18 protein-coding genes are annotated in these 23,809 nt (G+C 57.7%); 9 read left to right on the top strand and 9 right to left on the bottom strand.

The features are described from left to right. Positions 1-238 precede the first annotated feature (238 nt). The 5 genes from ACP7E4_RS00890 to ACP7E4_RS00870 all read left to right on the top strand — a co-directional run bounded on the left by ACP7E4_RS00890 (position 239) and on the right by ACP7E4_RS00870 (position 6,892). Complete coding sequence (locus tag ACP7E4_RS00890) at positions 239-3,757, top strand: response regulator (RefSeq protein WP_426110781.1); 3,519 nt, start codon at positions 239-241, stop codon at positions 3,755-3,757. 48 nt (positions 3,758-3,805) lie between these two features. Beyond that, the gene (locus tag ACP7E4_RS00885; RefSeq protein WP_426110779.1) at positions 3,806-4,627 is read left to right on the top strand and encodes a CheR family methyltransferase; all 822 of its coding nucleotides are present in this window, start codon (positions 3,806-3,808) and stop codon (positions 4,625-4,627) included. Then, a complete protein-coding gene (locus ACP7E4_RS00880) occupies positions 4,624-5,241 on the top strand; it encodes a chemotaxis protein CheB (RefSeq protein WP_426110777.1) in 618 nt (205 codons plus the stop codon). The genes ACP7E4_RS00885 and ACP7E4_RS00880 overlap by 4 nt, the downstream gene beginning before the upstream one ends. Beyond that, positions 5,235-6,416, top strand: coding sequence for a hybrid sensor histidine kinase/response regulator (locus tag ACP7E4_RS00875; RefSeq protein WP_426110775.1), 1,182 nt, complete (start codon positions 5,235-5,237; stop codon positions 6,414-6,416). The genes ACP7E4_RS00880 and ACP7E4_RS00875 overlap by 7 nt, the downstream gene beginning before the upstream one ends. A gap of 98 nt (positions 6,417-6,514) precedes the next feature. Further along, positions 6,515-6,892, top strand: a complete 378-nt coding sequence (locus tag ACP7E4_RS00870; RefSeq protein ID WP_426110773.1) for a response regulator — start codon at positions 6,515-6,517, stop codon at positions 6,890-6,892. Positions 6,893-6,953: 61 nt separating this feature from the next. On the opposite strand, the gene ACP7E4_RS00865 is transcribed toward ACP7E4_RS00870, so the two are convergent. Then, a complete protein-coding gene (locus ACP7E4_RS00865) occupies positions 6,954-8,984 on the bottom strand; it encodes a response regulator (protein WP_426110771.1) in 2,031 nt (676 codons plus the stop codon). After that, entirely contained in the window at positions 8,981-10,465 is a 1,485-nt protein-coding gene (locus ACP7E4_RS00860; protein WP_426110769.1) for an ATPase domain-containing protein, read from the bottom strand. The genes ACP7E4_RS00865 and ACP7E4_RS00860 overlap by 4 nt, the downstream gene beginning before the upstream one ends. Positions 10,466-10,767: 302 nt before the next feature. On the opposite strand from ACP7E4_RS00860, the gene ACP7E4_RS00855 reads away from it, so the two are divergent. Then, complete coding sequence (locus tag ACP7E4_RS00855) at positions 10,768-11,580, top strand: crotonase/enoyl-CoA hydratase family protein (RefSeq protein WP_426110767.1); 813 nt, start codon at positions 10,768-10,770, stop codon at positions 11,578-11,580. A gap of 16 nt (positions 11,581-11,596) precedes the next feature. Beyond that, complete coding sequence (gene nudC, locus ACP7E4_RS00850; protein WP_426110765.1) at positions 11,597-12,433, top strand: NAD(+) diphosphatase; 837 nt, start codon at positions 11,597-11,599, stop codon at positions 12,431-12,433. On the opposite strand, the gene ACP7E4_RS00845 is transcribed toward nudC, so the two are convergent. The 5 genes from ACP7E4_RS00845 to ACP7E4_RS00825 form a co-directional block, all read right to left on the bottom strand. Further along, positions 12,401-13,180 carry a TSUP family transporter gene (locus tag ACP7E4_RS00845; protein ID WP_426110763.1) on the bottom strand — a complete coding sequence of 260 codons (780 nt, stop codon included), beginning with the start codon at positions 13,178-13,180 and terminating at the stop codon, positions 12,401-12,403. The two genes, nudC and ACP7E4_RS00845, sit on opposite strands and share 33 nt — an antisense overlap. Positions 13,181-13,275: 95 nt before the next feature. Further along, positions 13,276-14,043 (bottom strand): SDR family oxidoreductase, encoded by a 768-nt coding sequence (locus ACP7E4_RS00840; protein ID WP_426110761.1) that lies wholly within the window; start codon positions 14,041-14,043, stop codon positions 13,276-13,278. Positions 14,044-14,069: 26 nt separating this feature from the next. Continuing rightward, on the bottom strand, positions 14,070-15,137 hold the full coding sequence (locus ACP7E4_RS00835; protein ID WP_426110759.1) for a phosphotransferase family protein: 1,068 nt from the start codon (positions 15,135-15,137) through the stop codon (positions 14,070-14,072). A gap of 200 nt (positions 15,138-15,337) precedes the next feature. Next, positions 15,338-15,652, bottom strand: a complete 315-nt coding sequence (locus ACP7E4_RS00830) for an SCP2 sterol-binding domain-containing protein (RefSeq protein WP_028621361.1) — start codon at positions 15,650-15,652, stop codon at positions 15,338-15,340. A 55-nt stretch (positions 15,653-15,707) separates the two neighbouring features. Continuing rightward, the gene (locus tag ACP7E4_RS00825) at positions 15,708-16,418 is read right to left on the bottom strand and encodes a histidine phosphatase family protein (protein ID WP_426110757.1); all 711 of its coding nucleotides are present in this window, start codon (positions 16,416-16,418) and stop codon (positions 15,708-15,710) included. A gap of 202 nt (positions 16,419-16,620) precedes the next feature. On the opposite strand from ACP7E4_RS00825, the gene sohB reads away from it, so the two are divergent. Beyond that, complete coding sequence (sohB, locus tag ACP7E4_RS00820) at positions 16,621-17,643, top strand: protease SohB (RefSeq protein WP_426110755.1); 1,023 nt, start codon at positions 16,621-16,623, stop codon at positions 17,641-17,643. A 156-nt stretch (positions 17,644-17,799) separates the two neighbouring features. Then, on the top strand, positions 17,800-21,417 hold the full coding sequence (locus tag ACP7E4_RS00815; protein WP_426110753.1) for an NEL-type E3 ubiquitin ligase domain-containing protein: 3,618 nt from the start codon (positions 17,800-17,802) through the stop codon (positions 21,415-21,417). Positions 21,418-21,480: 63 nt separating this feature from the next. Here ACP7E4_RS00815 and ACP7E4_RS00810 read toward each other — a convergent pair whose 3' ends face one another. Continuing rightward, positions 21,481-21,975, bottom strand: a complete 495-nt coding sequence (locus ACP7E4_RS00810; protein WP_426110751.1) for a DUF934 domain-containing protein — start codon at positions 21,973-21,975, stop codon at positions 21,481-21,483. Beyond that, positions 21,959-23,617 carry a nitrite/sulfite reductase gene (locus ACP7E4_RS00805; RefSeq protein ID WP_426110749.1) on the bottom strand — a complete coding sequence of 553 codons (1,659 nt, stop codon included), beginning with the start codon at positions 23,615-23,617 and terminating at the stop codon, positions 21,959-21,961. Before ACP7E4_RS00805 ends, ACP7E4_RS00810 begins: the two co-directional genes overlap by 17 nt. Positions 23,618-23,809 lie beyond the last annotated feature (192 nt).

Raw genomic sequence — 23,809 nt, 5'->3', positions numbered from 1 at the left:
GATGGCGGTGTAGCGTCGCCCGTTTATGAGTAAGTAAAACGCCTGTGGAAGTTCCCGCTGGCTGTTAAAAACCTCCATTTGAAGGGCGTCACCCGTCTAATGGTGACATCCATTGGCTATCTGGTGATGAAATCGTTACAAAAGTTCTGAAATTTCAACCCGATGTATCAGAAATGAGAGTCTTTTACTAAAGATTGCGGCAAACTCCAACGTTTTGATAAATCGCCTGGGACTTCTCATGATCCATCCGTCTACCGTCGATGAGCAACGTTTCCGTAAACTGCTGAGCCGCAACGTCAGTCTGCCTTTGGCCGTCGGCGTTATCAGCGCGGTTTTCTTCATGGGTCTGATCACCTATCTGTTGTCCGTGATTCAGTGGGTCGAACACACCGACCGGGTGATCAACAACACCAACCGTGCGCTCAAGTTGTCCATCGACATGGAAACCGGTATGCGGGGGTACCTGCTGACGGGGGATGAGCATTTCCTGGACCCTTACGAAGTTGCCAAGCCGGGGGTCAGCGCTGAACTCAAAGGCCTGGAGGCTCTGGTTGCCGATAACCCGCCCCAGGTTGACCGTCTCAAGCGCCTGACCGCGCTGCAGGAAGAATGGAACAGATACGCGCTGGAAATGATCTCGCTTCGGCACCAGAACGGCGATTATTCGGCAGCTGTCCAGGCGGGGCGCGGTAAACGCCTGACTGATGAAATTCGCAATGAGTATGAGCAGTTTGTCGCGACCGAGCAGCAGCTGCGCTTGTCGCGCAACGATAACGTCACGCGCACCACGGTCTTTTCCACCGCGCTGTATCTGATATTCGTCTTGAGCGTCAGTGGTCTGCTGGCGTTTGTTGGCCGCAGGGACATGGTCGCCTTGTCCACCAGCTACGCCGACAATCTCAAGCTTCAGGAAGCCAATGCCGAGCGCTTGCAGAAAGTCGCCTGGCTGCGCAACGGCCAGAGTGAGCTGGCGGAACAAGTGCTGGGTCAGCTGACCCTGGCCATGCTCGGTGCCAACGTATTGCGGTTTTTTGCGCAGTACCTCGGGGCAGTGGTTTCGGCGGTCTATGTCAGTCAGGAACATGGCGGCCTCAAACGTGTGGCGAACTATGGGTTTTCCCGGGAGCAGGAAAACCAGGAACACTCGATCTACAGCGGTGAAGGCATCGTCGGCCAGGCCGCCCTTCAGAAGCAGATCATCAAGCTTGAAGATGTACCCGTTGACTATTTCAAGGTCACCTCGGGGCTGGGCGAGGGCTCGCCGCGCAGCGTGGTCGTGATTCCCACCAGCAACGATGATCACGTCAATGGCGTCATCGAATTGGGCTTCCTGCGTCCGCTGACCGACCAGGACCTTGAGTTCATGGAGCTGATCGCCGACAACGTCGGCACTTCCATTGAAGCTGCGCGCTATCGCCAGCGTCTTCAGGAGGTTCTGGCTGAAACCCAGCAGCTCAATGAAGAGCTGCAAGTACAGCAGGAAGAACTGCGCACCGCCAACGAGGAGCTTGAAGAGCAGTCGCGAATCCTCAAGGAATCCCAGGCGCATCTGGAAACCCAGCAGGCCGAGCTTGAGCAAACCAACGAGCAGTTGGCCGAGCAGGGCCAGGCGTTGTCGGATCAACGTGACGCGCTGGACCGTAATAACGCAGAGCTGCACATCGCACAGATCGAACTCGAAGCTCGTGCCGATGAACTGCAAAGGTCCAGCAAGTACAAGTCCGAATTCCTCGCCAACATGTCCCATGAGTTGCGCACGCCACTCAACAGCTCGCTGATTCTGGCCAAGCTGCTGGCCGAAAACCCGACGGAAAACCTCACGGCCGAGCAGGTCAAGTTTGCCGAGTCGATCTATTCGGCGGGCAACGACCTGCTCAACCTGATCAATGACATTCTGGACATTTCCAAAGTCGAAGCCGGCAAGCTCGACATGCGCCCGGAAAACAGTAGCGTGGCGCGTCTGGTCGAAGGCCTGCGCTCCATGTTCGAGCCATTGGCCAACGACAAGAAACTGGACTTCCACGTCGAGCTGCAGGCAGGCGCGCCGACGCTGTTATATACCGACCGCCAGCGCCTGGAACAGATTCTGAAAAACCTGCTTTCCAATGCCATCAAGTTCACTGAAACCGGCATGGTCAGCATGATCGTCTCCCGTCAGCCCGGCGCAGGCATTGCCTTTACCGTGCGTGATTCAGGGATCGGCATCGCTGAAGAGCAACAGCAGAGCATCTTCGAGGCGTTCCGTCAGGCCGACGGTACGACCAATCGCCGTTACGGTGGCACCGGGCTGGGATTGTCGATTTCCCGGGATCTGGCCGCCTTGCTTGGTGGCTCGATCAGCGTAACCAGCGCTCCAGGACAAGGCAGTAATTTCACCCTGGTCCTGCCGGAGCAGTACGTCGAGCAGGTTCAGCTGGAATATGGCCAGGAACCCGCTGCGGTGGTTGCCTCGTCGCTGCCGGTTGCCCACGTTGTCCATACGGCGCCTGCCCCGGTTGTCGCGATAGCCGCACCGGCGCAGACGAGTCCGATTGCGAGCTTCGCCGATGACCGCGACAAAGGGCCGTTCACCAAACGCTGCATTCTGGTCATCGAAGACGAGGTGGCGTTCGCGCAGATCCTGTTCGATCTGGCCCATGAATTGGGTTATCACTGCCTGGTCGCGCACGCAGCCGACGACGGCTTCAATCTGGCGGCGCAATTTGTCCCGGATGCCATCCTGCTGGACATGCGCCTGCCGGATCATTCGGGGCTCACCGTCCTGCAGCGCCTCAAGGAGTTGGCCTCGACCCGCCATATTCCGGTCCACGTTATTTCTGTCGAGGATCGCCAGGAAGCCGCCATGCACATGGGCGCGGTGGGTTACGCCGTCAAGCCGACCACTCGTGAAGAACTCAAGGATGTCTTTGCCAAGCTCGAAGCCAAGCTGACCCAGAAGGTCAAGCGCATCCTGCTGGTTGAAGACGATGCCTTGCAGCGTGACAGCATCGCGCGCCTGATCGGTGATGATGATATTGAAATCACCGCGGTCGGCTTTGCCCAGGATGCCCTCGATCTGTTGCGCGACAATATCTACGACTGCATGATCATCGATCTCAAGCTGCCGGACATGCTCGGCAATGACCTGCTCAAGCGCATGGCTACCGAAGAAATCTGCGCCTTCCCTCCCGTGATCGTCTACACCGGGCGCAACCTGACCCGCGATGAAGAAGCCGAGCTGATGAAGTATTCGCGCTCGATCATCATCAAGGGCGCGCGATCGCCGGAGCGTCTGCTTGATGAAGTGACGCTGTTCCTGCACAAGGTCGAGTCGCAGCTGTCCAATGAACGGCAAAAAATGCTCAAGACCGCGCGCAGCCGCGACAAAGTGTTTGAAGGCCGCAAGATCCTTGTGGTCGACGACGACGTGCGCAACATCTTTGCCCTGACCAGCGCCCTCGAACACAAGGGAGCGGTTGTCGAGATCGCCAGGAATGGTTTCGAGGCAATCAGCAAGCTGAATGAAGTCGAAGATATCGATCTGGTCCTGATGGATGTGATGATGCCCGAGATGGATGGCTACGAAGCGACCACCGAGATCCGTAAGGACCCTCGCTGGCGCAAGCTGCCGATTATCGCGGTAACCGCCAAAGCCATGAAGGACGATCAGGAGCGCTGCTTGCAGTCCGGCTCCAATGATTATCTGGCCAAGCCTATTGATCTGGATCGCCTGTTTTCGCTGATCCGTGTCTGGTTGCCGAAAATGGAACGTATTTGAGTTCCAGCGGCCAAATTTGGGCTTTCGTCTTCATCACCGGGCTGACCTATGCATCAAGATCGAAATACCGAGATAGAACTACGCCTGCTGATAGAGGCGATTTATCTCAAATACAGCTATGACTTTCGCGATTATTCCGGCGCGTCGGTCAAGCGACGGGTCAACCATGCGTTGCGGCAGTTCGACTGCTCGACCATTTCTGCCTTGCAGGAGCGGGTGTTGCACGATCCGGCGGCGTTCATGCAGTTGCTGCAATTTCTCACCATTCCGGTCAGTGAGATGTTTCGCGACCCTGGGCATTTTCTGGCGATCCGTCAGGAAGTCGTGCCATTGCTCAGAACCTACCCGTCGATCAAAATCTGGATCGCCGGTTGCAGCACGGGGGAAGAGGTCTATTCGATGGCCATTCTGCTGCGTGAAGAAGGGCTGCTGGATCGCACGATAATCTACGCCACCGACATCAACCCCAGATCCCTGGAAAAAGCCAAACAAGGGATCTTTTCCCTGGAAAATGTTCGCGCCTACAACCAGAACTATCTGAAGGCGGGCGGTCAGCGGGAGTTTTCCGATTACTACACCGGAGCCTATGAGTACGCGATTTTCGACAAGACCTTGCGCGAGAACGTGACCTTTGCCGACCACAGTCTTGCAACCGACAGCGTATTCTCTGAAACTCAATTGATTTCCTGTCGCAATGTACTGATTTATTTCAATAAAAAGCTTCAGGACCGAGCCTTCGGGTTATTTCACGAGTCGCTTTGTCATCGCGGCTTCCTGGTGTTGGGCAGCAAGGAAACCCTGGATTTTTCTGCTTACAGCAAGAGTTTCGAGGGTTTGGTGAAACAGGAACGGATCTACCGCAAGTCATGAAGACAACTTTCAGCAGCGCCGAATTGACTGGTCAGGCATTACCCGTGGTTGACGCAATTGTCGTGGGCGCGTCGGCGGGCGGTGTTGAAGCCTTGTTGAAGATCTTCGGGGCAATCAAACCCGGTTTTCGCTTGCCGATTCTGACGGTATTGCATGTGCCTGAAGAGCGCCGCAGCCAGCTGGCTCAGGTGTTCCAGGCGCGTTTGCCAATTCCGGTCAAGGAAGCCGACGACAAGGAAAGTATTGTGCCCGGCACGTTGTATTTCGCGCCGCCGGGTTATCACTTGTCAGTGGAGACTGATCTGAGTCTTTCCCTCAGCCAGGAAGATCGGGTGTTCCACTCGCGACCCAGCATCGACATTCTGTTCAGTTCGGCCGGCGACGCATTCGGCGCCCGGCTGGCGGGCATATTGCTGACTGGAGCCAATAACGATGGTGCCGCCAGCCTGGCGTATATCAAGCAGAGAGGGGGTATGACTGTAGTACAAGATCCGAATCAGGCTCAGGCGCGCACCATGCCCGAAGCGGCGCTGGCATTGCACAGCCCCGACTATCTGCTGCCTCTGAATGACATCGGCCAACTATTGATCGAGCTGGAAAGAATCGCATGTTGAGTCATATCCAGGCCAAGCTGCTGATCGTGGATGATCTGCCGGAAAACCTGCTGGCGCTCGAAGCGTTGATCAAACGCGAGGATCGCGCGGTGTTCAAGGCGCTCTCAGCGGATGAAGCGCTGTCTCTGCTGCTGCAACATGAGTTCGCCATGGCAATTCTCGACGTGCAGATGCCGGGGATGAACGGTTTTGAACTGGCAGAACTGATGCGCAGTACCGAACGCACCAAGAGCATCCCCATCGTGTTCGTCAGTGCGGCTGGTCGCGAGCTCAATTACGCGTTCAAGGGTTACGAAAGCGGCGCAGTGGATTTCCTGCACAAGCCCCTCGATATCCATGCGGTCAAAAGCAAGGTCAACGTGTTTGTCGATCTGTATCGCCAGCGCAAGGCCATGAAGGAGCAGGTCGAAGAACTTGAGCAAAGCCGACACGAGCAGGAGGCGTTGCTCAGGCAATTGCAGACCACGCAAGGCGAGCTTGAACGCGCTGTGCGCATGCGCGATGACTTCATGTCGATCGTTTCCCACGAAGTACGCACGCCGCTGAACGGGCTGATCCTGGAAACCCAGTTGCGCAAATTGCACCTGGCCAAGGACAACATGGCCGCGTTCACGCTGGAGAAGCTGCGAGCTATGGTCGACCGTGACGAGCGGCAGATTCAGAGCCTGATTCGCCTGATCGAAGACATGCTCGACGTGTCCCGCATCCGTACCGGCAAATTATCGATTCGCACCAGTCCATTCGATCTGGTGGAACTGGTCAGCAATCTGCTGGAGAGTTTCTCCGCACAAATCGCTGCGGCCGGGTCGACCGTCAGCTTTACCGCCGACGATCCGGTCATCGGCGTGTGGGACGAGTTTCGCATCGAGCAAGTGGTCGCAAACCTGTTGACCAATGCCTTGCGCTACGGCGCACGCAAACCCATCCGTGTTCGCGTGTACAGCGCGGATGGCGAGGCGCGGGTTGACGTGCGTGACGAAGGCATTGGCGTCAGCCCGGAAAACCAGAAGCGTATCTTCCAGCAGTTCGAACGGGTTTCCGCCAATCATGCAGTCCATGGGCTGGGCCTGGGTTTGTTCATCTCTGATCAAATCGTCGCAGCTCACGGCGGGACAATCAGCGTCGAGAGCGAGGAAGGCAAGGGTTCGCTGTTCCGCATAAGCTTGCCCCTTTGAGCGGAGCGACGCATTGGGCGGATTAATCCGATATTCGCGCAACCTACGCAACGCTGCACGGTCGTAATGGCAGCTATTTATAGATCGAAGGCAGTCCAATGAGCTCAGATGCAGAAAATGTCGTACTCATCGTCGAAGACGAACCGCTGATTTTGATGCTGCTCGCTGATTATCTATCAGGCGAGGGATATCGCGTTTTACAGGCAGAAAATGGTGAGCAAGCGTTTGAAATACTGGCCACCAAGCCGCACCTGGATCTGATGATTACCGATTATCGTCTGCCGGGCGGGATTTCCGGGGTGATGATTGCCGAGCCAGCGGTCAAGCTGCGACCTGAGCTCAAGGTCATTTTTATCAGCGGTTATCCGGCGGAGATTCTTGATTCCGGCAGCCCGATTGCTTTCAAGGCACCGATTCTCGCCAAGCCGTTCACCATGGACAGCTTGCATTGCCAGATTCAAAACCTGCTCTCCTGACAGCCTTGTGTTGCGACAACGCCACTGACCAGTGAGTCGATGGCGTAGAAAAGCGCGCTTCTCAGGCTTCAATCATTTCCCGAACCTTGGCCGTCAAATGATCGAAGGCGAACGGCTTGGTGATCATCTGCATGCCGTCGTCGAGGAACCCCGCGCGCACCGCTGCATGCTCGGCATACCCGGTAATAAACAGCACCTTGAGCCCCGGTCGCAACTGGCGACCAATTTCAGCCAACTGACGCCCATTCATGCCGGGAAGGCCTACGTCACTGATCAATAGATCGATGCGTTGCGCGGATTCCAGGATAGGCACTGCGGCGTCAGCAGCCCCGGCAACCAAAAACTGGTAACCCAATTCGCTCAGCACTTCGCTGACCAGCGCCCGTACTGCGGGATCATCTTCGACGATCAGCACGGTTTCTCCAGCATTCGCCTGGGTCGCGTTGGGCTCATAGGCCAGATCATCCTGAACTTGCTCGCCTTTGAAGCGCGGCAGGAATAGCTGCACCGTTGTGCCGCTACCCACTTCACTCTTGATCGACACGTGACCATGGGACTGCTTGCTGAACCCGTAGATCATCGACAGCCCAAGTCCCGTGCCCTGGCCGATGGGCTTGGTGGTGAAGAATGGGTCGAAGGCACGGCTGATCACCGTTTCCGGCATGCCGTAACCGGTGTCACTCACGCTGAGCACGACATAGTCGCCGGGCAGCAGGTTCTCATGGGCATCGGTGAACGACCGTTCCAGGCGCTGATTGAAGGTCTCCACCAGCAGCAGGCCGCCGTCGGGCATGGCGTCACGAGCGTTCAGAACCAGATTGAGCAGGGCGCTTTCCAGCTGATTCGGGTCAGCCTCGGCGGTCCACAATTGCTCATTGAGACGCATTTCCAGACGGATGCTTTCGTTGAGGCTGCGGTGAATCAGCTCGCCCATCGAATGCACCAGCTCGTTCATTTGTACCGGCTTGGAATCCAGCGACTGCCGACGGGAAAAGGCCAGCAAGCGATGGGTCAGGGCGGCGGCACGGTTGGCCGACGTCACGCCCAGATCGATCAGGCTGTCGAGATCCTCGGTGCGGCCACGGGCCAGGCGCCTGCGCAGCAACTCAAGGCTGCCGATGATGCCGGTCAGCATGTTGTTGAAGTCATGGGCAATGCCGCCAGTCAGCTGACCGACTGCTTCCATTTTCTGCGACTGGCGCAGCACTTCTTCGTTATGGCGCAGTTGCGAAGTGCGCTCTTCGACCTGCTGTTCCAGGGTTTCGTTAAGGCGCCGCAATTGGGCTTCGGCCTGTTTGCGCTCAGTGATATCGGACGTTACGCCCACCAGCGAACTGACCCGGCCATTTTTGGCCCGGATGGCTCTGGCGCGAACATCAACCCAGTTCAATGAGCCATCGGGCCAGATGTTGCGGTACTCAATGATAAAGTCGTCACCCGAATCGAGGCTGCGTTGCAGCGCCGATTGCATGGACGGTTGATCCTCGGCGTAAACCGAGTCCAGCCAGTCGGCATACGCGAAAGTGTCGTCATCGTTCCGGCCGTAGTGCGATTTGCTGATGGCCGAGCAAGTCAGGCTCAGAAACTCCGCATCCAGTTGCCATGACCCAAGCCTGCCGGCCTTCAAGGCGTTTTGCAGGCGTTGCTCGCTTTCCAGCAGATCTTCCATGCGCGCCCGGGCTTCGTATTGACGGCGGCGCCCACGAACAGCGGTCGTGACCAGACTGACCAGGGTTGCGGGATGGAAAGGGCGCTCCAGGAACGTCACGTTACCCAGCAGGGCACCAAGGTACGCTGACGGGTTCTGTTCAGGCCCACCGTGATGGGTCAGCAAGACGATGGGAATGTCGGACCAGGCAGGCTGGTTCTTGAGCGTTTCAAGCAGCACGCTGATGTCGGTGCCGCGCAGCGCCTCATCGGCAATGATCGCCATACCGGCGCCCGAGCCGAGTTCCTTGCTCAATTCGAGCAGGTTCGAAGTCGCCATGGCGGGAAATCCTGCTTCCTGCAAAAGCGACAACGCAATCTGGCTGTCGCGCCCACGCGGGGCGAGAATGATGGCGCGTTCCGAAAACAGCCCTGGCGTACTCACACGTCATCATCCGGCAGTAAAGGCTTGTTTTCGCCAAAGTAGTGAGGTACCCCGCGCAACACACCTTGAAATGCCTCAAGCGGCGCGCCGATTTTCAGTCCAGTACTGCCGATCCGGTATTCGCGTATCGTCGATTCGTGGGTGCCGGTGCGTTTTTTGATGATGGAAATTGCTCGACGTACCTGACCCATGGCTTCGAAATAGCGCAGCAGAATCACAGTGTCAGCCAGATAGGTGATGTCAACCGGGGCGCGCATGTCGCCGACCAGGCCGTGCTGTGCCACGGTCATGAACGTCGAAGCACCCTGGCGGTTGAGATAGAGCAACAACTCGTGCATGTGCAGCACCAGCGCATTCTCTTCAGGCATTGCCGCCTGATAGCCGTTGATGCTGTCGATGACAACCGTCTTGATCTGCTTCTTGTCCACGTAACTGCGGACCCGATGGGCGAATTCACCGGGTGACAATTCAGCCGCATCGACTTGTTCGATCAGCAGGTTGCCAGTTTCCTGCAATGCCGCCAGATCAATACCCAGCTTGTTCATGCGGTTGAACAGCAGGCCCATCTCTTCATCGAAAATGAACAGGCCGACACGTTCTCCGCGCGCGACCGCAGCCGCAGCGAACACCATGGAGATCAGCGATTTACCGGTACCGGCCGGGCCGAGGATCAGCGTACTGGAGCCTCCGTCGATACCACCGCCCAACAACGAGTCCAGCTCGGCGATGCCGCTGGAAATAACCTCTCGCGGGTACTGATGGCGATGTTCAGCAGCAACCAGTCGCGGAAACACGTGAATACCGTCGGCCATGATTGTGAAGTCGTGGAAACCGCCCCGGTACTTTTGGCCGCGGTATTTCACGACCCGCAAGCGGCGGCGTTCCGCACCGTAGTTGGGGTTGAGTTCTTCGAGGCGTATCACTCCGTGGGCGACGCTGTGCACGGTCTTGTCCAGTGCTTCAGTTGTCAGATCGTCCAGCAGCAGCACGGTTGCATCAAAGCGTGCAAAGTAATGCTTGATTGAAAGGATTTGCCGGCGATAGCGCAACGAGCTTTGCGCCAACAGGCGGATTTCGGAAAGGCTGTCAATGACCACGCGGGTCGGTTTGACTCGTTCGACCACTTCGAAAATTTGCCGCGTGGCCTCGCCCAGTTCCAGGTCCGAGGAATACAACAGACTCTGATGATTTTCGGTGTTGAGCAGACTTTCCGGGGGTGTCAGCTCGAAGATGACGATGTTTTCACCCAGCTCCCAACCGTGGGAAGTCGCGCCTTCGCGCAGTTCTATGTCCGTTTCCGATAGCGTGATGTAAAGGCAAACTTCTCCGGCGAGCGCGCCAGCCTGAAGAAAGTGCAACGCTACAGTGGTTTTACCTGTTCCGGGTTCTCCTTCGAGGAGAAACACATGACGTCGAGACAGACCTCCAGAAAGAATGTCGTCAAGACCTGTGATGCCGGTTGCTGCTTTTGATGTGATCAAGAATCGCCCTCTCGCGACCTGGGGGGAAGTCTGCGCGGAACCACCTCATGCCAAATGGCTGCAGGACCGCGTACTGCTTGTTGCGTGAGTGATGATTGCTTACTTGATACTGGACCGCTTCGAGAATCGGCGGTTCATAATTTTGCCTAACAGCCTCGGGTTTTTCCATGCGGCCCAATGGGGTGCAAGTCCGGGAAATGGCGCAACCATCGCCTTACGAGCGGTCATTAAGCCTTGTTATAGTCTGTCGGCCGACATTGCGTCCTCGCCAATAACAAAAGCCCCCATTCAAGGAGTCATCCGTGCCCGACTATCAAGCGTTTGTCGTTGAGGTTAACGAGCACATCGCTCACGTGCAGATCAATCGACCGGACAAAGTCAACGCCATGGACGCAGCGTTCTGGTCTGAAATCATCGAGATCTTCCAGTGGATCGACGACACCGATGACGTACGCGTGGTGGTCCTCAGCGGTGTCGGGAAACACTTTTCCTCAGGCATCGACCTGATGATGCTCGCGTCGCTGGCCAACGAGCTGGGTAAAGATGTCGGCCGTAACGCGCGTACCCTGCGACGCACTATCTTGCGTCTGCAGGCTTCCTTCAGTGCCGTCGATAACTGCCGCAAACCGGTCCTGGCGGCGATCCAGGGTTACTGCCTGGGCGGTGCCATTGACTTGATTTCCGCGTGCGACATGCGGTATGCCGCTGAAGATGCGAAGTTCGCCATCCGCGAGATAGACATGGGTATGGCGGCGGATGTCGGTACCTTGCAGCGCCTGCCGCGCATCATAGGTGACGGCATGATGCGTGAGCTGGCGTACACCGGGCGTACGGTCCTGGCACAGGAAGCGCAGCGCATCGGTCTGGTCAATCAGACGTTCGCGGACTTGCCGGCGTTGCTGGAAGGCGTGTTCGCCATCGCCCGGGAAATCGCGTCAAAGTCACCGATTGCAATCGCCGGCACCAAGGAAATGATCACCTACATGCGCGACCATCGGATCGATGACGGCCTCGAACACGTTGCTATCTGGAACGCTGCCATGCTGCAATCAGCGGATCTGAAGCTGGCCATGGTCGCGCACATGAGCAAGCAGAAACCGATATTCGAGAATTGAGTGAGGGGAGGGTTCCATGACAAGTCGTAAACGCTGGAGCACCGCTGTGCTGGACACCGAGGTAACGGGCGGCTGGGCGGTGGTTAACGGCGAGCAAGGTTTCCTGCTGGACGACAATGGTGTGATGTTCCCCCGCGAATGGCTCAAGAGCCAGGACCTGCCGGTGATCGGCGAACACGGTATCGGCCACTTTGATGGCGAGCCGGTGTTCGTCCTGGTGCTCAAGGGCGCGGTGGAAATCGACGGTTGCCGCTGGCAAGGGCTTCGGCAGTTCATGCTGGAAGGCGATTTTGCCGTCTTCCAGAAACTCGGCTATGCGGCGCAGATCAGCACCTGGACTCGCGAGCATCGTTATTGCGGGAGTTGCGGGCGGCCCACGCAGCAAGTACCAGGCGAGCGGGCGATGTACTGCGAGCATGACAACCTGCGGTTCTACCCGCGCATCTCACCGAGCATGATCGTCTTGATCACGCGGGGTGACGAAGTGCTTCTGGCGCGCTCGCCGCGTTTCGTGACCGGTGTCTACAGCACCCTGGCGGGCTTTGTCGAACCGGGAGAGTCGGTGGAAGACTGCGTTCATCGGGAGGTCATGGAAGAAGTGCAGCTCAAGATCAAGGACATCGTTTACATGGGCAGCCAGTGCTGGCCGTTTCCCCACTCGATGATGCTGGGTTTCCACGCGCAATATGAAAGCGGCGACATCGTGCCTCAGGCCGATGAAATCGAAGATGCCCGCTGGTTCAGCATCCACGATCTGCCGCCGCTGCCGGCCAGCCGTTCCATTGCTCGCTACCTGATCGATTCTTACGTGGCGCGGCGTTTAGGCACCGCCGAACCAGTGTTGCCAGGCTAGGCGAACGGTCAAGCCCAGGACGACGGTGATGAACACCGGGCGGATGAATTTAGCCCCGCCCTTGATCGCCGTCCGGGCCCCGAAAAACGCGCCGATCATCAGCGCCGAGCCCATGCTCAAACCGATCAACCAATCGACCTGTCCGGAAAAAATGAATACCGACAGCGCTGCAGCGTTGCTGACGAAGTTCATGCTGCGCGCCACGCCGCTGGCCTTGACCAGATCCAGTGGGTAGATCAATAAACTGCTGACCGTCCAGAAAGCGCCCGTGCCGGGGCCGGCAACACCGTCATAAAAGCCCAGCCCGAGCCCATGCGGCAGCTGCCACTTCTTTTTGATCGGGACGTTGCTGTCCAGCGGCGCTTTGGCCGTACCGCCGAACAGGAGATACAAGCCGCAGCCGAAAACAATCACCGGCAGCATCTGGTTCAACCATTCAGCGGGCAGGTAATGGGCGACCACTGCACCGATCAGCGCACCGACAGCAGTGCCCACCAGCGCGTGAATCCATTGGCGGGGATCGAACAGCTTGCGACGATAAAACGTGAAGCTGGCAATCCCCGCACCAAAGGTGGAACTGAGCTTGTTGGTGCCCAATACCAGGTGCGGCGGCAAACCGGCAGTCATTAGCGCCGGGATGGTCAGCAAGCCACCGCCACCGGCAATGGCGTCAATGAATCCGGCAACAAAGGCAACAACGGCGAGCACCGCGAGGGTGGTCAGGTCGACACTGAGTTCAAATGGCATGGCGAAGGGCTTATAGGCAGTTTGCGCAGAAAAGGCTGCGTCAGAAGCCGCGCATCTTAACCCCAAGCCGTTGGCGTGTCAGTTCGCGTTCGGCCTCAGGACAGAAATCCCCCATCCACATTCAGCGCAACGCCGGTGGTGTAACTGGACGCCTCACTGGCCAGGTACAAGACCGCGCCCGCCATTTCGCTCGGTGCCGCCACCCGTTTGAGCGGGATTTGCTGCAAGGCCATATTCAGGATCGCGTCGTTCTTGACCAGTGCCGAAGCAAACCTGGTGTCGGTCAGGCCGGGCAGCAGGGCGTTGCAGCGAATGCCGAACGGCGCGCATTCCTTGGCGAACACTTTGGTCATGTTGATGACGGCGGCCTTGGTCACCGAATAGATGCCCTGGAATTCGCCGGGCGAGATGCCATTAATCGACGCCACATTGATAATGCTGCCGCCGCCACCTTCGCGCATCAATTTGCCGGCTTCGACCGACATGAAGAAATAGCCGCGAATATTCACGTCGACGGTCTTCTGGAAGGCACTCAGGTCAGTGTCCAGCACATTGCAGAACTGCGGATTGGTCGCTGCATTGTTGACCAGAATGTCCAGGCGTCCGAACTGTTCGCGGATCTGCGCAAACACTGCGCTGATCTGATCCATCTCGCCGATGTGGCAGGCAATCGCGGTAGCCTGGCCGCCATCGGCAATAATCGCGTCGGCGACTTGTTGGCAGCCGTCGATCTTGCGGCTGGAGACAATCACATGTGCGCCTTGTTGGGCGAGCAGTTTGGCGATGGCCTCACCAATGCCACGGCTGGCGCCGGAAACAAAAGCGATCTTGCCATCGAGGTCAAACAGTTGGGTCTTGGACATGTCGTTTTCCTGTCAGCGGGTGGCTGTCAAAGTGTGGATCGGCCGATCACCTGCAGGCTCATTTGCTCCAGCAGCTTGTTCATGTGAATGAACTGCGCGAAGCGTTTGTCCTGAGTCTGGCCGTGGAAAAAACGGTAGTAAATCTGCTGCACGATACCGGCCAGGCGAAACAGGCCGTAGGTGTAGTAAAAATCGAAGTTATCGATGCGGATGCCGGAGCGTTCGGCGTAATAGTCGACAAACTGCTGGCGCGTGAACATGCCGGGCGCATGGCTGGGTTGGCGCCGCATCAACTGGACGGCCGCCGGGTCGCCGGCTTCGATCCAGTACGCCAGGGTATTGCCCAGATCCATCAGCGGGTCGCCCAGCGTTGTGAGTTCCCAATCCAGCACGCCAATAATGTTCATCGGGTTGGCGGGATCGAGCAGCACGTTATCGAAGCGGTAATCGTTGTGCACGATGGACGGTACCGGATGGTCCGCTGGCATTTTGGCGACCAGCCAGGCCTTGACCACGTCCCACTGCGGCGCATCGGGGGTGCGGGCCCTGGCATAACGCTCGCTCCAGCCGTGGATCTGGCGTTGTACGTAACCCTGAGGCTTGCCGAGATCACCCAGGCCGCACGCTTGATAATCAACGCGGTGCAACTCCACCAGCCTGTCGATGAAGTTCTTGCACAGGGCCTGGGTCTGTCCGGCATCCAGGCCCAGTTCCGGCGGCAGATCCGAACGCAGGATGATGCCCTTGATGCGCTCCATCACGTAAAACTCAGAGCCGATCAGCGAGTCATCCGTGCAATGCACGTAAGCTTTCGGGCAGTAGGGAAAGGCGTCTTTGAGTTGATTGATGATGCGGTACTCGCGACCCATGTCGTGGGCAGACCTGGCCTTTTGCCCGAAAGGCGGGCGGCGCAGCACCAATTCCTGCTGAGGGTAATGGATCAGGTACGTGAGGTTGGAAGCACCGCCCGGAAACTGGCTGATTTGCGCCGTGCCGCTGAGGCCGGGGATCTGCGCCTTCAGGTAGGAATCGATCAGCGCGGCGTCGAGTTCTTCACCGGGGCGGATGTCTGTGGACTGGTCAGTAAGCGCCATGCTTATCCCTTCTGCTTATTATGGTGCGGGCGAATCATTGACTAATCGAATGTAGCTCACAAGCCGAAAACCGTCTTATCGACCTGCGTGTTGCTGCCCGATCATTGATTGTGATTGCTCGGACAATTGGCCATGCGGTGATCTGCAGGCATAAAAAAACCGAAGCCCTGCGGCTTCGGTTTCAGGGCATTGTGCTGCAATCAGGCCGGGAACAGCTCGCTCAGCTTCATCGCCAACATCATGTCGCCTTCAGCGCGTAGCTTGCCGCCCATGAAGGCCTGCATGCCATCGGTCTCGCCGCTGACGATGCCCTGCAGGGTTTCGCCGTCCATGACCAGCGTCACCTGGGCATCCGGGTTTTCACCTTCCTGCAACTCACAGGTACTGTCCTTGACGATCAGCGAGAAATTCTTGGTCTCGTCGATGCGGAAACCGAAAACCAGATCCAGGCCTGCAGCGGCAGCAGGGTTGAACTTGGCTTTCATTGCTTGTACGGCGTCGGCTACGGAGGTCATGGTTCGATCCTTATTGTGTTGATAGCGATGTCCCGAAGAACAGGTTTGACCGGACTCAGCGATAAGTGATGAGTTCCGGCGTCTTCAACAGCTGCAAGTGAGCATGGCTGTTGAAAGAAGCCAAAGCCACCTCACGACCACGAAACTTAAGCTGGTTGAGTGAGGTGTTGACGATTTGCCAGTTGAGTTCAAATGCCTGCGGCGCAGGTATTCGGGTAATCAGATGGAGCAGGGCGGTAATAGTGCCGCCGGACGTGAAGACTGCGATGCGCTCATTCGGTCCGGCGCTTTCAAGAATAGCCAGCAGCCCAACCTCGACCTGGGCGACGAAGCCCAGCCAGCTTTGCAACCCGGCGGTGTCGTGATCGCCGCTGAGCCAGCGGCTAATGATCAAGGCGAACAGCCGTTGAAATTCGGCGCGGTGCTCGCCAGCATTGCGCATCACATGCAGCGCTTCCGGTTCGTCAGCAAGCATGGCCGGGAGCAGGGCGCGAATCACTGCGTCGGCGTCGAACTCATCGAATGCGCGGTCAATTTCCAGGCGAGGGGTCGGCAAATCAAGAGCGGTGAACTGAGCCAGCGTAATTTCTGCGGTGTGCTGTTGCCTACGCAAGCCGCCGGCGATGCAGCGGTCGAAGTTCATGCCCAGTTGAGCGAGATGCTGGCCCAGAACCTGAGCCTGACGAATTCCGATGGGCGACAGCACGTCATAGTCGTCTGCGCCGAACGAAGCCTGGCCATGTCGTATCAAATAGATGCTGCCCACGTCCGCTTCGTCCCGGTACGTTGAAAGTTTTGCGAGGTTATGAGGATGCCCGGAGCGTGTCAATAAAAAAACATACGCTTGTTTGAATCAGCGTGTCGGGAGCTGTCACGATGTCCGACTGGTCGGCGCCGGACTGCGCCGGTATGCTGGAACCATCCGCTGCCCTTGCTTGGAAAGGGCGCAATCCATGTGAGGAGTATCTGTGGAGTTTTTAGCCGATTACGCCAGCTTCCTGGCCAAAACGGTCACCCTGGTCGTCGCTATCGTTGTTGTTCTGGTCGCCATCGCTTCCATGCGCGGCAAGGGCCGACGCCGTTCTGCCGGGCAGCTGCAAGTCACCAGGCTCAACGATTTCTACAAAGGGCTGCGTGAGCGCCTTGAGCAATCGCTGCTCGACAAAGAGCGGGTCAAGGCTTTGCGCAAGGAGCAGGGCAAGGCGCTCAAGAAAGAGAAGAAGCTGGGCGAACCCAAACCTCGGGTTTACGTCATGGATTTCGACGGCGACATCAAGGCGTCCGCCACGGAAAGCATGCGTCATGAGATCACCGCGCTGCTCACCCTGGCCACCGACAAGGACGAAGTCGTCCTGCGGCTGGAAAGCGGCGGCGGTATGGTGCACAGCTACGGGCTGGCTTCCTCGCAGCTGGCGCGGATTCGTCAGGCCGGTATTCCGTTGACCATCTGTATCGACAAAGTCGCTGCCAGCGGCGGCTACATGATGGCGTGCATTGGCAACAAAATCATCAGCGCACCGTTCGCGATTCTCGGTTCCATCGGCGTGGTCGCGCAGTTGCCCAACGTTAATCGCTTGCTGAAAAAGCACGACATCGACTTCGAGGTTCTGACGGCGGGTGAGTACAAACGCACCTTGACCGTGTTCGGCGAAAACACCGAGAAAGGTCGTGAGAAGTTTCAGGAAGATCTGGACATTACCCACGACCTGTTCAAGAACTTCGTGGCGCGCTATCGGCCGCAGCTGGCCATTGATGAAGTAGCCACGGGCGAAGTCTGGCTGGGCATGGCAGCGCTGGATAATCAGCTGGTGGATGAGCTGAAAACCAGCGACGAGTATCTGTCCGAGCGCGCCAAAACCGCTGAGGTGTTCCATCTGCACTATGTCCAGCGCAAAAGCTTGCAGGAGCGCGTTGGCCTCGCGGCAACCGGTTCGATAGACCGCTTGTTGCTGAATTGGTGGAGTCGCCTGACGCAGCAGCGCTTCTGGTAATACCTGTTGGTTGTACGTTTCACATCAAGCGCTTGTTGTCGTCACTGACAGCAGGCGCTTTTTTATGCGCTGGATGCGGTAATTATTGAGGCTTTTTTACCGGGGGCGCGTTGATAGGCTATGAGTCATTTATTGCAATAAGGAGATTGCAACCCCATGCCTGACGCAGTTATTGACCCGTATCTCAACCCTCTGCTGGACGCATTTGTCGCCAGTCGCGGCGTGATCGCCAAAAGCCCGGCAGCTTATGCAAGGCAGGTCATCAAAGCCCACCTACAACAAAGATGGCAACAGGATATCGAACCTGATGACGTCCGACTCAATACCTTCATTTACTCTGAGGTGCGGGGCGCAGACAGCTACCCGGCAACATTGCACACGTCGTTGTCGTTGACCGACGCATTACTGGGCAAATGGCATCAGCACCTGACGATGTTCAGTGGCCTGGGGTATGTAGAGCCCTACCGGCCTGGTGGCGTACCGATGCATCTCGTCCCTTCATTGAATACTGAATACCATTCATTGGTTTACGAAGGGTTATACCGTCGATGCGAGCCGCAGACCTACGACGCGAACACGCATCTGAATATCGATCCTGCCGAATTCAAGAAATTTGTCTGGGCCATTGATCTGCGGCATCAGTACATGGGCTATCTGAAGACCTTCGTCGACGGCCACGCTCAGTCCTACCCGGTATTGGCTAAAGCCGCTTTCCTTAAAGCAGCATTTCTCCAGCGAGACGAAAACAGCCTGCTGGAGATTGATAAACAGCTGGTGCTCAAGAGTCTGGGTTTGCCATCTTCACAGCAGTGGCAGGCGTTGACGCCCGCGCTGCTTGAAATAGCGGTGCCCATTGATCCCCATATCGTTGTAGCGCCGTTGAAAATTCACCGATATTGCGCCACCGACGCACTGGTCATCAAAGATGCACAGTCCGGTCGCGCGGTGCTGTACGTGCCCGGTAACTCTTCGCCTCTGCACGGTTTCGACAATGAGCAGCAGCTTGCCCGGTGGGTGGCTGAACAGTGCCGCGATATGCTCAAGCGCAGGTCGCTTGAGGGTCACTTCCCGGAAAAAGACTCCCACGACGGTGTATTTCTCAGCGGTCTGCACAATGCCCTTGAAGGCATTGCGCGGTATCCGCGATGGCTTAACAACGCAACCGGCATCTGGTCACCCGTTCACTGTGTCCATTCGGGCAGCAAGATCCACGGCGATCCCTTTGTTTTCCTGCGCGACCGCATGGTGGAACGGTTGCGAGCCGATGCGATATTCAGCATCCATACTCGAGGCGATGTCCGGCTGGAAGGCTTTGCCCAGGGTTTGAACCGAAGCCTGATCTTCACCGGTGTCGTCGCCCTGATCGTGCCTGAGGCAATTCCGTATATCGTCGGGCTGTGTATCTCGCTGATTGGCGTGGGCGCTGATCAGGCTTTCACAGGCCGGACCTTCCAGGAGCGTCGTCAAGGGGGCGAGCGTGTGCTGTTTGGGCTATTGAATGCTTTGCCATTGGCGGCTGAGAAGCTTGTCGCGGTTGCCAACGAAGCGGGCGCTGCTGCTGAAGATGTGACAACCATTAGCGGTGAGTTGAAACCTGCATCTGCCGCAACAGCAGATGGCGATACGCAGCCAGGCAATGTCACCCGACCCCAATTTGACTATGCGCCGCCGAACCTTAGATCCCTTGATGCCGGACTGCGCGACTCGTTGCGGGCATACGAAGCGCCGCCGGATTCACTGCGCGGTCAACCGACGATTCACGGCCCGAACGGAATGCTCGATATCTATCACCGCGAGGGTCGGTATTTCGTCGCTTTGCACGACAAAGCCTACGAAGTTCGCTGGGAGCAGGCTGCACGTCAATGGCGAATAACTGACGGCAACGGCAAGCCCGGCCCTTTTCTCAGGCAACAGGAAAATGACCAGTGGGACATCGACCTCGGCGGGCTCAAAGGCGGAATGGAGGGCGATCAAGTGGTTCCGAGCAACCCGCTTATCGCTTCTGGGCCTTCGCTCCACGAGCAAGTCAAAGCGCTGTATCCCGGATTTACATCGGATCAGACCGCTGCATTTCTGGCTGAGCTTCGTGCCAACGGCACGTCCATCGAGATCCAGTTGGCCCGCCTGTCCACGGAGTTCAAATCCCTTGAGCGGGCGCTTGAGCGCTGGGCCAAAGGACCGATGACCTGGCGGGCGGTCACCGAAACCCATTCGGTACCCGTTTCAGAGCTGGCCCGACGTCAAGCGGCAGATATTATCAAGCGCTGCTGGCAGCGACTGACCCCGGTGGACGGCCCGGTTGCTTTACGTCTCGACGGTTATGTACTTGACCTGCATGGCATCACCATGGGTGATCTTCCACATTTGCCAGCGGACTTCAGTCATGTCACGGCGGTCAATCTGTCGCGCACTTACATTTCCCAGCAAAGCGCCAGCGAACTCATCAGCAAGACCCCGAATTTGCGCTGGCTGAACCTAGAGAACAATTTTTTTCGCGGTGTACCGGCCAGCGTCTCAAGGTTGAGATACCTCACGCGCTTGACCCTGGCCAATAACCGCATCGTTCTGACGCCGTTCATCCAAGGGCTGCTGCGCCCGCTCAGAACATTGCGGCTGCTGAACCTGGAGCGGAACCCGTTAGGGTCCGCACTCGACGTGAGCTCCATGCCTGGGCTGGTCAATCTGTTCCTGCGCAGCACCGGTCTGGAACAGGCACCGACCGGTGTCTTTGAGCTCTCAGAGCTAATGGCGCTTGATCTGAGGAGCAATCGCATTGTCACGCTACCCGATGCCTACTTCGAGAACCCATGGACGGCGCACCGAACATTGCTTGATGGCAACCCGCTATCCGTTGGTACCCGAGCGCGCATCGCGCAGGTAGGTGGACCCTCCGTCGCGGTGCAGCCGGTGGAGGGGGTAGACGTTTGGCTACCGAACACACCCGCGTTGGGGCGTATTCAGCGGCGAACCCTGTGGGAATTGTATGGAGCTGAAGACAACGCTGACGACTTTTTCGATCTGCTCGCCCGGTTGCGAAGTTCTGCCGACTTCAATCTGACCCCGGATGCGGTGACAGAGCGCGTCTGGCTACTGATGGAGGCGGGCGCTGAGGACCAGGTGTTGCGCAGCCGCCTGGTTGCCATGGCCACCAATCCGCAGACCTGTGTTGACGGCGCTACGGTCATGTTTAGCGAGATGGAGTTGGAAGTGCTGGTGACCAAAGCTCGAGCGCTGGCGGCGACGGGACACGAAGGGCCGCAACTGGTAAAACTCCTGCGCGGTCTGCTTCGCCTGGAGGAAGTTGACGGTATTGCCAGGCTGGACGCGGCGGGCCGAATCGGGTTCACCGAAGATATTGAGGTGCTGCTCGCTTACCGCGTAGGCCTGGTCAGGCGACTGGACTTGCCCTTGAGCACGCGAACCATGCAGTTTTCCGGTTCGGCTGGTGTTACCCAGGAGATGCTGGACAGGGCGGAGCAGCTAGTTCTTGCGCGAGAAACCCAAGCGGCGTTGGTGGAATTCTCCCTCAAACGGGAGTTTTGGGTGAAGTACCTTGAAGAGCGCTATCCCGCTGAATTTCTGGCTTGCCGCAAACCTACCGAGCTGCGCATGGAGGCCCTTGACGAACTGCAAAGCGAAGGCGGCATGACCGATGGCGCCTACAAGAATTGCGCCGAAGAAATCCTGCGCCAGCGTCGGGCGGACGAAGGTGCGCTGATGAAACAATTGACTCAGGTCGAGCTGGCTGACGGCCCCGGCGCCAACAGCGTTTGAGTCTTCATTAAAAAGGCCAGGCCGGATAAATCCGGCCTGGCCTTTATTCATGCGGACAGTCGCTTAGCGTCGGCGAAACAACGGTAAAGGCTCATCGGCCGAAGCCTGATACGTCACCGAAAAATCCCGCAGGCCTTCCAGGGCTTCGTAGGGGTCTTTGTCTGCACGAATCGCGAAGGCATCGAAGCCGCAGCGGTGCATGTAGAACAACTGGTCGCGTAGCACGTCGCCAATGGCGCGTAACTCGCCTTTGAAGCCATAGCGATCACGCAGCAAGCGCGCATTGGAGAAGTTGCGACCGTCGGTGAACGCCGGAAAGTTCAAGGCGATGACCTGGAACTCGTTGACGTCATCGCCGATTTCTTCGGCTTCTTCATCGCTGTCCAGCCACACACCGAGCCCGCCGTCACGGGCCTTGAGGGCGTGGGCGTGATCGCGCCACAACGCCAGCGGCACGATCAGGTCATCACAGTTGGACAGACCGTCCAGCGTCGTGTCCTTGGGCAGCAAGTGCCAGGTTTCGTCGATGACTTCGTTGTTCTTAATGATTCGCTGCATAGACGCGCTCCTTGAAAGGGTCGATACCGATACGCTGGTAGGTATCGATGAACCGCTCGTCTTCGTTACGTTTTTCAACATAGACGTCGATCAGCTTCTCAATGACATCAGGCATCACGTCCTGGGCGAAGGACGGGCCGAGAATCTTGCCCAGGCTGGCGTCGCGGCTTGCGCTGCCACCCAGGGAAACCTGGTAGAACTCTTCGCCTTTCTTGTCCACGCCCAGAATGCCGATATGCCCAACGTGGTGGTGACCGCACGCGTTCATGCAACCGGAAATGTTCAGGTCCAGCTCGCCGATGTCGAACAGGTAATCCAGGTCGTCGAAACGACGCTGGATGGATTCGGCAATCGGGATCGACTTGGCATTGGCCAGGGAGCAGAAATCGCCGCCAGGGCAGCAGATAATGTCGGTCAGCAGGCCGATGTTCGGCGTGGCAAAACCTTGCTCGCGCAGCTCATTCCACATGGTGAACAATTGCGTCTGCTCAACGTCAGCCAGAATGATGTTCTGCTCGTGAGAGGTGCGCAGCTGCCCGAAGCTGTAGCGGTCGGCCAGATCGGCGATGCCGTCCAGTTGCTTGTCCGTCACATCGCCGGGTGCAACGCCGGTTGGCTTGAGCGACAGGGTCACGGCCGCATAGCCAGGCTTCTTGTGGGCCAGGACGTTGCGGGTGCGCCAGCGTGCAAAACCGGGGTGCTGTTGATCCAATGCAGCCAGTTCGGCGGATTGATCAGTTAACGAACGGTATTCAGGGTCGACGAAGTGTTTGGCGACGCGATGCACTTCGGCATCGGTCAGCGTGGTCTGGCCGCCACGCAGGTGAGCCATTTCCGCCTCGACCTTCTGCGCGAACACTTCAGGCGTCAGTGCCTTGACCAGAATCTTGATCCGGGCCTTGTACTTGTTATCGCGACGGCCGTAGCGGTTGTAGACCCGCAGGATGGCGTCGAGATAGCTCAACAAGTCCTGCCACGGCAGGAACTCATTGATGAACGCGCCGACAACCGGCGTACGGCCCAGGCCGCCGCCGACCAGAACGCGAAAGCCCAGCTCACCCGCAGCGTTCAGCACCGGCTCAAGGCCAATGTCGTGCACTTCAATGGCCGCGCGATCAGCGCTGGAACCATTGATGGCGATTTTGAACTTGCGCGGCAGGTAAGCGAATTCCGGATGGAAAGTCGTCCATTGACGCACGATTTCGCACCACGGGCGCGGGTCCACCACTTCATCGGCAGCAACGCCGGCGAACTGATCAGTGGTCACGTTACGCAGGCAGTTGCCGCTGGTCTGGATCGCGTGCATTTGCACAGTGGCCAGCTCAGCCAGGATATCGGGAATGTCTTCCAGCGCCGGCCAGTTGAACTGAACGTTCTGACGGGTGCTGATGTGCGCGTAGCCCTTGTCGTAGTCGCGGGCAATCTTCGCCATCATGCGCGCCTGACGGGAAGTGAGTTGCCCGTAAGGCACCGCAACACGCAACATCGGCGCAAAGCGCTGAATATAAAGGCCATTTTGCAGGCGCAGCGGACGAAACTCTTCTTCGCTGAGTTCCCCCGCCAGGTAGCGTCGGGTCTGATCACGGAACTGCTTGACGCGGTCCTCGATGATCCGCTGATCGTACTCGTCGTATACGTACATATAGGTCCTGTTCTCAGGCAATAACGGCAAATCTGCGCGCACGGCCGCGCACTCCCAACGGAGCCGAGGGAAGATACCAGTTTGCAGTTATGCGCAAAAGTGAAGTTTGAATATATGCACAGAACCAAAAGTACTAAGCCGTCCGTGTTACCTGGATAACCCTGCTTGTCATATGGGCATGCGTCAACTTTA

It is taken from the genome of Pseudomonas sp. DSP3-2-3, from assembly GCF_049898225.1.
Lineage (GTDB): Bacteria > Pseudomonadota > Gammaproteobacteria > Pseudomonadales > Pseudomonadaceae > Aquipseudomonas.
Note: the sequence above shows the minus strand (reverse complement) of the source record. Positions and strands in the feature narration are given on the sequence as shown.